Here is a 12337-nt window from a genome sequence, read left to right as displayed (position 1 = left end):
CTGGGCCATTAGTCTATTAGGAGCCCATAAGAGCCCATTTCAAACCGATAAACGCAATCAAGCAAACGTTGCAAAACGTGGCAAAGAATAACATCAACCAGTGCGTCTCGGTTAGTTTGCGACCAAGCACCAGATTGTTAACAAGCCACGCCGGCAGAAACAGCAGAGCCCCATACGACACAACTCCGCTAAGTACCATGTCTTCGTATTCTCTCTGCGGTAGAAACTGAAAGACCTGACAAGCCAGGACCGTCACCAGGTTCATGACCAGCAAGAGACGCGGTGCAAGATGCGGCGAGTCGATTACAATCACCAAAAAGAATATCGACCCCAGGAAACTGACCAAATAGCTGATGAGCCCGAAAGCAGCCAGCGACGGAACGAATCGCGCAGTCCCATCAAGCAGGACCTCACCAAATGTCGTCTTCTGCCCCAGTATCACAAGGCCGCAGACGTAGGCGATCGAAAGGGTTAACAGCAAAAGATCGAGCACGCCAAATTGTGCGTTCACTTTCGGCGTGCTCGATGCTGGTTCCTTCTTGTCCACCGTGAAAACTACTTCCGTTCAAACTTAAACTTAAAACGGTCGTTCTCGGTGTGAGCCTGGTCGAAGATCTCTCGCACCTTGGCGATCACCAGCGGGTACTGGGCCGAGAGGTCGACGTTTTCTTCGACGTCCTTTTCGATGTTGTACAGCGCGATGGGGGCGTTGGGGTTGGCGGTCATGTCGTTTTGAACGGCTTTCCACTGCCCCATCCGCACGGCACGGCGGCCGCCGCGTTCGAAGAACTCCCAGTACAGGTACTCGTGCTGCGGCTGGTTTCCTTCACCGCTCAAGGTGGGCACCATGCTGATGCCATCGAGGCCTGCCGGCACGTTAGCTCCGGCCAGTTGGCACAGCGTCGGCAACACGTCCCAGTGGGCACTGACCAGATTGCTTTCGGTGCCTGGCTTCACGTGCCCTGGCCAGCGGACCAAAAACGGTGCCCGGATGCCGCCGTCGGTCAGATCGCGTTTGTGACCACGATAAGGACCGTTGCTGTTGAAGAACTCGGGGTTGTGTCCCCCTTCCTGATGGGCGCCGTTGTCGCTGGTGAACATGATGATCGTGTCGTCGTCCAGGCCCAACTCATTGACCAGGTGCATCACGCGGCCGACGTCCTCGTCCATTTTGGTGCACATGCCCGCGAAGGCCGCGATCGGGTTTTTGACCGGCGGACCGGCGTACTTGCCGATCTTGTTCTCGAACTCCGAGAACTTCTGACGGTACGGCGCCACGTACTCTTCCGGCACGTGCATCGCGGCGTGCGGAATGGTGATCGGCAAGTAGCAGAAGAACGGCTTGTCCTTGTTGTCGCGAATGAACTGCAACGCATGGTCCATGATCAGATCGTGCGAGTAGGTCTTGCCGTCGAGTTCGATCTTCTTCTCGTTGTCGTACATCCAGGTCGGATAATACGTGTGCGCGTTTCGCTGACAGTTGTAGCCGTAGAAGACGTCGAAGCCTTGCTTGATCGGATCCCCTTCAGAACCAGGGAAGCCAAGGCCCCACTTGCCGAAAGCCCCCGTCGCGTAGCCCGCTTCCTTGAGAAGCTCTGGCAGCGTGACCGTATCGGCCGGAATGGGTTCCTGCCCGACGGGCTTCACTTCGGCATTGCCGCGGACCGGCGTGTGCCCGGTGTGCAGCCCCGTCATCAGCACGCTTCGGGTCGGAGCACACACGGTGCTGCCACTGTAGTGATCGGTGAACTTCATCCCCTCGGTCGCCAGGCGATCGATGTTGGGAGTCTCGAACTTCTCTTGGCCATAGCAGCCAAGATCGCCGATGCCCAGATCGTCGGCCAGGATGTAAATGATGTTTGGCTTTTTGGCTTCGGCAAAGTCAGGGAAAAGGAAACCGAGACCGACAATGGCTAACAACAACGTGGTAAGCGTACGGATCATGATCAAACGATATCGTCTTCAGGAAAAGGAAATTGGAATGTCTCACTAAACTTACAAACCGAACGACTTGCATCGACTCGTATTATGGCGGCGGCATCGTCAGGCCGCGGTACTAAGTCTAACACGGTGAACGGATCGTTGGCGACCTGCTCAGGCTGATCGAAAGCGAACAACCACTCGCAAAACCAAAGGAGGTGCGATGGTCATGATTACTTTTTGTCGGCCGCATTCAGGGCGTCGATGTTCGCCGACTTGTGCAGCTTCAAGATCTCTTCGTCGGTCAGTGCCCGATCGAAGACGGCCAGGCCGCCGAACTTTCCTTTGGTTGCTTCACGCAAAAAAGAACCAACGGCGTAACGTGCCCCCACGGTGAAGTCGGAGCCGCCGTCTGGCTTCGACTTGGCGTGCTTCTCGGGATCGTACTTGAAGATGCCGCGGCCGTGGTAATACGGATTCATCCCGCGGTCTTTGCCATCGGGACCTTCCTGGGTGAAGTAGCGATCGTCGCGGCGATCTTTCTTCGCGTCGAGTTCGCGCTTCTCGTACGTTCCGTTGATGTAGGCGGTGATGTATTTGCCGTCGTAAGTGAACGCCAGAGTGCACCACTCTTCTTCTGGCACCATACGCTTCGTCGCGGCGTAGTCGGCACACCACGGGAAGGCCGAGCCGTCGGCGCGGCGCGTGACGCCTCCTTCGGCGCTGATGTGAGGCACCAGTTGATTCGGTCCGCCGTAGGTTGGCATGTTCATCAGCATGGCGTACTGGCGCGTGCCGCTGTCGTCGTCGCGGCCTTTGCCTTCGCTCCACATGCCAGCGATCGTGCGGCTTTGGCGAAGGTCGATAATCCGCACCACGGCGAACATGCTGACCTGAGCGTCCGGCCCGCTGATGTTCAGCTTGCCGGTCTTGTCGTAGTCGAGTTGCAGATACTGCTTGCCGTTGAAGTCGATGCTGTGACCGGAGTACGGGCCCTGGTCTGCCCGGGCAATCGGTCCGTTGACTTCCTTCAGCGGGTAGTCCCCTTCCGGGGCGATCGACTCTCGCAACTGGCCGGGCTCTTCGTCGAAGGTCCAGAACGCAACCAGCCCAGGCGTCTTCAGCACGACGGAAGGATCGCCGGCCGGTTCGTGAGCCTGAGCCGATGCAAGAAAAGAAAGTCCCAGCAGCAGGGAGCCCAACAGAGTCGAACGCAGCATGACGGAGGTTCTCGGAAGGATTGGGGGGAGGCATATCCAGGGATCAGGCCGAATCCGGGGAATTCGACCTGACCTCGATATTAATCCATCTCAATCCGACATGAAACCTTTTCGGCCGCGGAAAGGGCTCGGCCTGGAGCAAACCCGAAGCCTAGTCGTTCAGGCCAGCCAGCATGTTATCAAGCGAAAGCGACGGAATGTCGGCCGCGAGGGAGTCGTCGGCTACTTCCGATTCCGCACTCATCGGGCAGCTCATGGAACCAGCGGCACAACCGGAAGCCTTCGCATGGCAACAGCCTGAGTAGCCACCTACCGGCATCCCGGCCGAGCAGGTTTCGCCAGTTGCGGAGGTCGCAAAGATCGTTTCCTGGTACTCCTTGGGCAGGTACTGCGAAACGGCCACCGCGGTTTCTGGCGAGACGACGGTGATCACCAACGCCAAGATCACCAGCCCTGCGAACCCGTATATGGTGTTCTTCGCCCAGCTTCCGATGCGGCTGGTCGAAGGATTGGGTGGTGAACCTTGACCGGCGTCTTCGGTTCCCTGTTGAACGGACTCGGTCGTTTGATTCGTGTTTTCCATCATCAATTCCCCTGCGAGCATTCTGGAACAGGACTAATTACCATAAACAGTACCGACATTTTGCGGCTGATGTTCATCCGTTTTCGGTGAGATCTTCCACCGTTAGAGGATCTTTTTAGGAAATTCATATTATCCCCCAGTTTGAGCATTCACATTGCCGAATTTGCATTCCCGATCCCCCCGGGTTTTGTTAGCTTCACAATGTGCTGTTCCTAAACATTTGGACACACCCAACCCCACTGCCCAAAAAATTGTTGCCCATGATTATCATGCCTCCTTCGGCGCAGGAGCGCCTTGCTCGTATTGAACAGGTCCTCGCACCTCAGCGGCAGGAACTGCTCGATCACCCTGTCTACCAGCGGATCGGCGACGCGGATGCCCTGAAGGTCTTCATGCAGTACCATGTCTTCGCGGTATGGGACTTCATGTCCCTGCTCAAGGCCCTGCAGTTGAAACTAACCTGCACGACCGTTCCATGGCTGCCGACCGAGAACAACCTCGGACGCCGCCTGGTCAACGAGATCGTTCTCGGCGAAGAGAGCGACGAGGATGGCGAAGGGGGCTTCCGTAGCCACTTCGAGCTGTACCAAAATTCGATGCAGCAGATCGGAGCCGATGGCTACTTCATCGATCGCTTCCTGCAGCGGCTGGAAAATGGCCGCGACGTGACGGCCGCTTTGTACGAAGCCGACCTGCCGCGTCCGATCGTCCAGTTCGTGACCAACACGTTCGATCTGATTGCCAGCGATAACCTGTGCGCGATCGCCTCAGGCTTCACCTACGGCCGCGAAGACCTCCTGCCAGGCGTCTTCCAGAAGATCGTGGCCCAGGTCAACCAGGAGTTGTCCGGCTCGGCCTCGAAGTTCGTCTATTACCTCGACCGCCACATCGAACTCGACGGCGACTCGCACGGCCCGATGGCCCATCGTCTTCTCTCGCACTTGTGCGGCGACGACGACCACAAGTGGCAGGCCGCCGAAGATGCCGCCGTACGTAGCCTGGAAGCACGGCTGCTGCTATGGAACGGAATGTACGACGCCCTGGCCTACTAGCGGAAACCGACCAGTGCGCGAGAAGTCGGAAGCGAGGACGTTCCGGTTAAAGAAGTCGATTCTTTACCAGGGCATCGGCTTCTCGATCTTCTTTTCGATCGTGATCTGCCTGTACGTCTGGCTCGGTTTTTTTATCCCTCCCGCCGCACCGGGTGCTGGTGGCCCCAACGTCTCGGTGATGATCCTGGGCATGATCGTCTTCGGGCCGATGCTCATCGGCTCGCTGTGCATGTGGCGGGCCTACTACGTCGAACAACTCACCATCGACGGCAGCCTGATTTCGCTCCGCTCGCTAACGCAAAACCATCACTTCGACGTCTCCGAAATTCAGTCGCTCGCCTGGTCCGCATTCCCACGCGGTGGATCGCTACGAATTCAACTCGCCGGCTCCAAGGCTCGTCTCAGCCTGCACGGCTTTAGCCCGAAAGACCGACAAGTGATGATCGCCATCCTGCATGCGATGGTGCCTGAGCCGCTGCAAGAGAACTGGCCGAAGTTCTGCCACCGCATCGCGATCCCCCTGCGAGACGGCTACTTCCCTAACGCCGAAATGACGCCGATCGAACAAATCGAGCGCGAAGCGAAACGCCGTCAATTGATCCGCACGATGGTCTTAACCGTGAGCACCATTGGCCTCCTATCGACGCCCGTCCTGATCAACCTGGGCGTCGACAAAGAGACGGCCCTCATCGTGGGAGTCGTCGTGCTGCTGGCAGGCGTCTTCGGCTTTATCCCGTTTCTGCCCCGCGTGAAAACGAAGTGGTCGGAGGAGGATGAAGAGTTGGCGGTGCGATTGTGGGATGAAGGGGAGTCGGTGTCGGCTGCTAAATTGATGACTGGAGAATAACGAGCGGGTGTTCTCTTGTTAAGGCTCAACGTCCGTGGTGCTGACACGAATGCTTTTCGGATCAGCCCGCCCGCCTTGGGCTGTTTGAAATGCCAGACTTACGATGTCCAGCAAAATACTTGGCACGACGATAACGACCGTGTTCACGGGGCGGCGGCGAACGGCGTTGATTTCAGGACATGCACCCGACCGCCGCTCGGGTGCAACACATTGTTATCCGCTCATGTCAACAAGATGAGAAGCGGGACGTCTTATTGACGTCTGCGCATCCAATCCGTAGGGGCGACCAACGGAAGTCCCGGAATTCGTGGCAAAATGGCTGGCAGAGGCGTTCGATTTAGGGCGCAGACATCAATAAACTACTTGATCCACTTTTGGTGAATCAGAAAGACGAGTACTCGGGTCGCAAACCCTGGTCGGAATTCCGGCTTTTCCGCCCTATGCCGGTCGATATGACTTTGGAGGTCTTCACCGGTCTCAACCCATTGGCACTCGCGGAGCGGAACGTGAGTGCCGCACCCCGTACAGAACGTCTTATCTGCCAGATAGAGGTACGGATTAACTAAGTAGCTTCGGACGATCTCCTCCGGCATTTGCGTCCCCGCGCCACATTTGCTGTGACAATACACTTGCGGTTCGTCGACCAAGTTTTCCGATGAACGTGCTTCGGGCGGCAGAGTGACGTACTCTTCCTGCTGTCCATCGGCCTGAATTTGTTCGTGCTGCGCGCAATGCGCATTAAATTGGGAGGACTCAACATGCTCGTGGCAATAGGGGCATCGTTTACTGCTCATGCTTGCGTCCTTGTTTGACGGATAGCTTGTTAATAGGAAGTTTCTGCCTATCACCTGGAGGCCGCAAATATACGGCCTAAGCGGAGGCAGTTGATTCTCGTAAGTCTAATTCTAGACGTTGGCTGCTCAATTCTCACGCCTGTTCGTGTGTGATAGGCGGTCCCAGGCTATTGCGCATCCGCCCGACGAGTGAGTTGATCCGCGAGGCTGCGTCCCCACGGTTCTAAGATTTCTCTACGAGCATTAGAGACGCACGATGATGCGGAATCAATGTCTTTTACCACTCCCAATACAAAGACTCGGCTCTGCGATGTTAGAGCAACTAAGTGTTCTTACGCTGAGAAAGAACCGTCATTTACCACCGAAACAAGAGCGAAAAGGTCACGCCCTCCTTACGCACTTCGATGTGTAGAAGGAAGTATGGTGTTTGATTATTCAAAGCCACGGCTTGGTGCCCAACCGCCCGCCCACTTCGTCCAGAAACAGATCCACGATTGCTCGACGCGGTATCCGGCATGCGTTTGGGCGAAGAGCAGGAACTCCCGCACCCTACGCGCGAGGTACGGCCGGTGGTTATCCAGCGCCAAGTTCTTGTCTTGAAGGAACTTGGCATAGCAGTCGAGCACCTCGCTCAGTTGACTATCGCGTTGGAACATATCCACTTTCCGTTTTAATACACTTCTGGATCAAACCTGGCTTCCTATGGACATGCACGGCCGGTCAAACCACCATTTCGCCTCCTAGAGGGTCATCGCTAGCCAAAACATTGTTGATAACTCAAAACGCCGGTAGAATGGGCTTCAAAGCTCAGGAAAGGCAGTTTTCTGTAGAAGAACCGTTGTGCAGGCGTGCAGTGTTAAATGAGCGAGCTTGATCTCGACAAACCGTTCGTCCACGCTGTTGATGAATTGCGACGCGGTCGGCAACCAATCACCTTTGCGATCGAACTACTTCAATCATACGAACAGAAGCACGGTTTGACTCTCGTGGCTCCCGGCCTGCATTACGAGTGTCGCCCTGGTGTCATTGAGGTAACTTCAGATCCTCGATTCGGTCATCTTACCGATCCCAACGATGATCTTCTCGATAGACTCATTGAAAAGAATCTATTTCCGTTCCTTACTGACACGCATGCGGTACTTGCGCTGACCTGCCCCCTTCAACAGCGTCCATTCGGTAAATTAGTTTTTGCTGAATGCATGCCCATTTGAAGGGAGATTTCTTATGCCTAGAAGAAGATTCACGCCTGAGCAGATCATCCAGCATCTCCGCGAAGCGGAGGTGCTTCTCTCTCAGGACAAGACGATTGCCCAGGCCTGCAAGGCGATCGGCGTCACGGAGCAGACTTACTATCGCTGGCGGAAGGAGTACGGCGGTGTTCGTACCGATCAGGCCAAGCGTTTGAAAGAGCTCGAGAAGGAGAATGCTCGCCTGAAGCGACTGCTGGCTGATGCCGAACTCGACAAGGCGATCCTGAAGGAAGCCGCTTCGGGAAACTTCTGAGCCCGGACAAGCGACGGCGAATCGTCGAGCACGTGCGAGATACTTTGGGACGCGAGCGAGTATCAGAACGGAGGGCCTGCCGGGTGCTGGGACAGCCTCGTTCCACTCAGCGCCGTGTTCGCTGGGTCCCCGACGACGAGCCTCGCCTGGTCCGGGAGATGATTGAACTTGCTGAACAGTATGGCCGTTATGGCTATCGGCGAATCACTGAGATGTTACGCCGGAAAGGTTGGCAGGTGAACCATAAACGCATCGAACGCTTATGGCGTCGCGAGGGCTTGAAAGTACCAAAAAGGCAGCCGAAACGACGTCGCCTGTGGCTTAATGATGGTTCGTGCGTTCGCCTGCGGCCGAGTCATCGTGATGAGGTCTGGAGCTATGACTTCGTGCATCACCGAACGCACGATGGTCGAGCCTTCCGTATGCTGACGCTGATCAACGAGTATACTCGCGAGTGCTTGGCGATCGATGTGGCTCGTCAACTGACCAGCGAGGATGTCTTGGAGCGTCTTAGCGACCTGTTCGTTCGCCGTGGCGTGCCAGACTTCATTCGCAGCGACAACGGCTCAGAGTTCACCGCCACTAAGGTCCGTGACTGGCTGGAGCGAGTCGAGGTGAACACCCTGTACATCGAACCTGGCAGCCCGTGGGAGAATGGCTACATCGAATCCTTCAACGGGAAGCTGCGAGATGAACTACTCGATCGAGAGATCTTCGACACGCTGCTGGAGGCAAAAGTGTTGATCGAACGGTGGCGAGTCGAGTACAACACGGTACGCCCGCACAGTTCGCTGGGGTACCGTCCACCGGCACCGGAGGCAATTCTTCCAGGGGAAGCTGCTTCCGCTACGCTCCAGCACCTTCCCCTGGAAGAATCCTTGAAGACTACAACTTAAAGACTGGTTTCATTCGTGGGGGCAGGTCACGCAGCGATAAAAATCAGTTCTCGTTGTTGAAATTCCGATGCGTTACTGACGTCCGTGCGACCGTTTGCCCGCTTCTTCGGCGCCCCTTTTCGTTTTGCCATTCTTGATCTCCCCTACTAAAGAAATTGTTGAACATTACCAGGTCGCCGTCATTCGCCTGGTAGTGTCGCGGGAACGCAAGATCGTAGAGCGTGCCTATCTACTCAGTAACCGAGAGCTATGAGGGAGGTCCCTCGGGTGGCTTTGTATACACCGCTTCTACTTCATCGAGCTTGGACAGCTGGTCCTGAACCATCTGCCCCTGCTGCGCATCGGTCACTTCGACAAAAAACTGCCTCGCCAGGTCTTCGTCCTCCGCACCAGGATGCAGAGGAGCAATACTCCAGCCCGAACCAGCCAGCGATGACTGGACGGAATTGAATGATAAACCCTTATCCTCAGACGGATTCTTGCGAAGATATACTATCACGTACATATGGCATGCGTCCCTTACACCGGCCTAATCATCTCATATATGAAATAGCAAATGCAATGACATTAAGAAAAAAACATCATGCTCAATCGAGCGAGTTCACGAACGATGCAACACATTGGAAACGCTTTCAGATCTATTGACGTCTGCGCATCCAATCCGATAGGGGCGACCAACGGAAGTCCCGGAATTCGTGGCAAAATGGCAGGCAGAGGCATTCGATTTAGGGCGCAGACATCAATAAATCGACAGCTGCGTTTTCTAGTACGCAGGCTGGTAATGAACTGTCCAGGCAACGATATTTTAAACGGGGTAGCTCGTCGGCAGAAATTGCCGGAATGCCATTTCGAAGGACTTCTTGCCTGAGCGAAAAAGAAAAGCCGCAGGCCGCTAAGAGTTGACCAGTCAAGAAATGAAAAAACCCGGCGTACGTTTGTTAAGCTTCAACGTACGTCGGGCTCACACCGCGGCAAAGTGCTTAACGCTCCGTGCGGTGTCCTTGCTCGGCCGCAGACGATTGGAGCAACCGTCCAGAAGGGCCCATTCGGCCGAACACTTGTAACTTAGGTTACGTTTTGCCTGAATGCAAACTTTTTCTTGAACCATTTTCAGCGAGGCGATTTTCGTACAATAAGGGGTCATTGCTTCATGATCCAATCGGTACCCATTGATGTCCCTGTTTGAACAAGCCGAAGCCAAGAACTTCGATCGAGCCAAACCGCTGGCTGCCCGGATGCGTCCGCGTAACCTGGGCGAATTCGTCGGGCAGAAGCACTTCTTGGCCGAAGGTAAACTGCTGTGGCGATTGATCAAGTCGAATCGTCTGACCTCGGTCCTCTTCTATGGCCCGCCTGGCTGCGGCAAGACGACCCTGGCCCAGCTGTTGGCATCCGAAACGAAGTCCCGCTTCCGTCAGCTCAACGCCGTGACCTCAGGCGTGAAAGAGCTGCGCGAAGTACTACAGGAAGCCCAAAGCGAAGTCGCCACCGGCGGACGCAAGACACTGCTGTTCGTCGACGAGATCCACCGCTTCAACAAGTCGCAGCAAGATGCCCTGCTGCCGGACGTCGAGAACGGCATCGTGATCCTCGTCGGAGCGACGACCAGCAATCCGTTCTTCGCGGTCAACAGCGCGCTGGTCAGCCGCAGCCAGATCTTTCAGTTTGAACCGCTGACGCCGGAAGAGATTCATGATGTCCTCAATGCCGCGATGGCCGATCCGCATCGCGGGCTGGGGAAGTTCGACGTGAAGCTCGACGACGATGCGGCCCAGTTCCTGGGCGAGGTGTGCGACGGCGATGCCCGGCGCGCGCTGAACGCACTGGAGATCGGCGTTCTTTCGAGCGACGAGCAGCCGATTCACTTCACCAAGCAACTGGCCGAAGAGTCGATTCAGAAGAAGGCCGTGCAGTACGATCGCGACGGCGACACGCACTACGACACGGCCAGCGCGCTGATCAAGAGCATCCGCGGCAGCGACGTCGACGCGGCCATCTACTGGCTGGCTAAGATGCTGGAAGGGGGCGAAGACATTCGCTTCATCACGCGGCGGCTGATCATCTCGGCCAGCGAAGACATCGGCAACGCCGACCCGCATGCGTTGACGATCGCCGTCTCGGCGATGCAGGCCTGCGAAATGATCGGTCTGCCGGAGTGCCAGCTCACCCTTTCGCAAACGGTGGCCTACCTGGCGTGTGCCCCCAAAAGCAACGCCGCGACGGTCGCCATCGGCGAAGCACGAAAAGACATCCGCGAAGGCCGCGTCCAGCCCGTGCCCGTTCACCTCCGCGACACGCATTACGGCGGAGCCAAAGATCTCGGCCACGGCGAAGGGTACGAGTATTCCCACAACGCGCCCGACGGCATCGCCGCCCAAACCTACCTGGGCATCGACCGCGAATACTACCGCCCCGTCCCCCGCGGCTTCGAAGCAACGCTGCAGAAGCGGGTCGAGGTTTATCGGAAACGGCTACGTGGCGAAGATAGTTAGCCACAGAGAAGAAGAGGGACAAACCACGGATTACACGGATAGTCACGGACAAGCACTAGCGCGTCCAGACAAAGCATGCTGATGGATTTAATCGAGTGACAGCGATGGCTATGATAACGACAACTTGGAGTATGTTTCGCTCACGGTATGGGATCACTATTGGGATAGTGTGGCTGTCGTTTATGCAAGCCTTTTTCTTCGGATGTCAGGAAAAGCAACCGGTTAGTTTTCCGAAGCCTGTCCAAACGCTTCTAAAGCCCAAAACGGTTCGACATACAATTGCACAATCGGAAGGTTGGCAGCCGAAGGACTTTTTTCAAGCAGAAGAATCTCGACGAATCTGCGAAGCCATTTCCGCCGGGGATCAGGTGACGCTTGAGCGATTGTTAAAGCAATCGCCCGATGTCAATGTGACTGGTAAGTATGGCCTGACCTTGCTGCACTGGGCGTTCGCGGAGGAGAACATGGGGGCCTTTCAAACTTTGCTTAAGAACGGTGCAAACCCAGACTTAAAGCTAAGTGAAAACGTTCCGCACAAAATCTACGATGTTACCTTCGTTGAAGACTCCAATATCTTTTTCTCCAGTATTCAATGCTTGCGTCCCGCGTATTGCACTGCAGCGCTTCCCTACTCCGATGATCCTAAGCAGCCAATTCTCGGTGGATCGAGTATGTTACACTTGATCCTTAGCCGAATGCCGTGCCCAGCAAATGAAGAGGACATTGATGCAATGCTCAAGCACGGCATCGAAGTAAACACCCAGGGAGCATTTGGTTACACGCCCTGTCATTGGGCCGTTCACAATGCACCTCGGCTGTGCGTTCCCTTGTTGGAAGCAGGAGCCGACCCAAGCATTCAGGATGAGAAAGGACGAGATGTCGCGGACGCCGTCGATTTTCAAATTGCCGAGGCGCAAAAATTAGGTCGCAATATTCAAGAATATGAGCCTGTGATCGAGTGGCTTTCCGAAAATTACCGCCCCATAGATACTCAGCGCCCTTCGGGAAATGCACCATGAAAAAAGAGGGC

12 protein-coding genes are annotated in these 12337 nt (G+C 55.8%); 6 read left to right on the top strand and 6 right to left on the bottom strand.

All coding sequences use genetic code 11. The features are described 5' to 3' along the window. Positions 1–16 precede the first annotated feature (16 nt). From Pan97_RS01400 to Pan97_RS01385, 4 genes are all read right to left on the bottom strand, one after another. The gene (locus tag Pan97_RS01400; RefSeq protein ID WP_144970052.1) at positions 17–547 is read right to left on the bottom strand and encodes a hypothetical protein; all 531 of its coding nucleotides are present in this window, start codon (positions 545–547) and stop codon (positions 17–19) included. An 8-nt stretch (positions 548–555) separates the two neighbouring features. Further along, positions 556–1944, bottom strand: coding sequence for an arylsulfatase (locus tag Pan97_RS01395; protein ID WP_144970050.1), 1389 nt, complete (start codon positions 1942–1944; stop codon positions 556–558). Between the two features lie 209 nt (positions 1945–2153). Next, positions 2154–3140 carry a LamG domain-containing protein gene (locus Pan97_RS01390; RefSeq protein ID WP_144970048.1) on the bottom strand — a complete coding sequence of 329 codons (987 nt, stop codon included), beginning with the start codon at positions 3138–3140 and terminating at the stop codon, positions 2154–2156. A gap of 151 nt (positions 3141–3291) precedes the next feature. Then, positions 3292–3726 carry a hypothetical protein gene (locus Pan97_RS01385; protein WP_144970046.1) on the bottom strand — a complete coding sequence of 145 codons (435 nt, stop codon included), beginning with the start codon at positions 3724–3726 and terminating at the stop codon, positions 3292–3294. 257 nt (positions 3727–3983) lie between these two features. Between Pan97_RS01385 and Pan97_RS01380 the strand changes: the two genes are divergently transcribed. Then, entirely contained in the window at positions 3984–4775 is a 792-nt protein-coding gene (locus Pan97_RS01380) for a DUF3050 domain-containing protein (RefSeq protein ID WP_196782241.1), read from the top strand. Positions 4776–4788: 13 nt separating this feature from the next. Then, positions 4789–5622 carry a hypothetical protein gene (locus Pan97_RS01375; protein ID WP_144970044.1) on the top strand — a complete coding sequence of 278 codons (834 nt, stop codon included), beginning with the start codon at positions 4789–4791 and terminating at the stop codon, positions 5620–5622. Positions 5623–5981: 359 nt separating this feature from the next. Here the strand turns inward: Pan97_RS01375 and Pan97_RS01370 are convergent, their stop codons facing one another. Both Pan97_RS01370 and Pan97_RS01365 read right to left on the bottom strand, forming a co-directional pair. Continuing rightward, complete coding sequence (locus Pan97_RS01370; RefSeq protein ID WP_144970042.1) at positions 5982–6416, bottom strand: hypothetical protein; 435 nt, start codon at positions 6414–6416, stop codon at positions 5982–5984. Positions 6417–6847: 431 nt separating this feature from the next. Next, positions 6848–7072, bottom strand: coding sequence for a hypothetical protein (locus tag Pan97_RS01365; protein WP_144970040.1), 225 nt, complete (start codon positions 7070–7072; stop codon positions 6848–6850). Positions 7073–7276: 204 nt separating this feature from the next. Here Pan97_RS01365 and Pan97_RS01360 point away from each other — a divergent pair, with 204 nt between their 5' ends. The 4 genes from Pan97_RS01360 (at position 7277) to Pan97_RS01345 (ending at position 12326) form a co-directional block, all read left to right on the top strand. Then, complete coding sequence (locus Pan97_RS01360; RefSeq protein ID WP_144970038.1) at positions 7277–7627, top strand: hypothetical protein; 351 nt, start codon at positions 7277–7279, stop codon at positions 7625–7627. A 13-nt stretch (positions 7628–7640) separates the two neighbouring features. Continuing rightward, positions 7641–8815 (top strand): IS3 family transposase gene (locus Pan97_RS01355; RefSeq protein WP_144970036.1). Its coding sequence is split into 2 segments (ribosomal slippage): positions 7641–7905 and positions 7905–8815, totalling 1176 coding nucleotides; the frame shifts between segments, so codons are not numbered across the junction. 1172 nt (positions 8816–9987) lie between these two features. Further along, positions 9988–11307, top strand: coding sequence for a replication-associated recombination protein A (locus Pan97_RS01350; RefSeq protein WP_144970034.1), 1320 nt, complete (start codon positions 9988–9990; stop codon positions 11305–11307). Positions 11308–11489: 182 nt separating this feature from the next. Continuing rightward, positions 11490–12326 carry an ankyrin repeat domain-containing protein gene (locus Pan97_RS01345; RefSeq protein ID WP_165698554.1) on the top strand — a complete coding sequence of 279 codons (837 nt, stop codon included), beginning with the start codon at positions 11490–11492 and terminating at the stop codon, positions 12324–12326. Positions 12327–12337: the final 11 nt, after the last annotated feature.

Origin of the sequence: Bremerella volcania (assembly GCF_007748115.1) — a bacterium.
Classification (GTDB): Bacteria; Planctomycetota; Planctomycetia; order Pirellulales; family Pirellulaceae; genus Bremerella; species Bremerella volcania.
The sequence above is the reverse complement of the archived record's forward strand: the minus strand, read 5'-3'. Positions and strand labels throughout refer to the sequence as shown.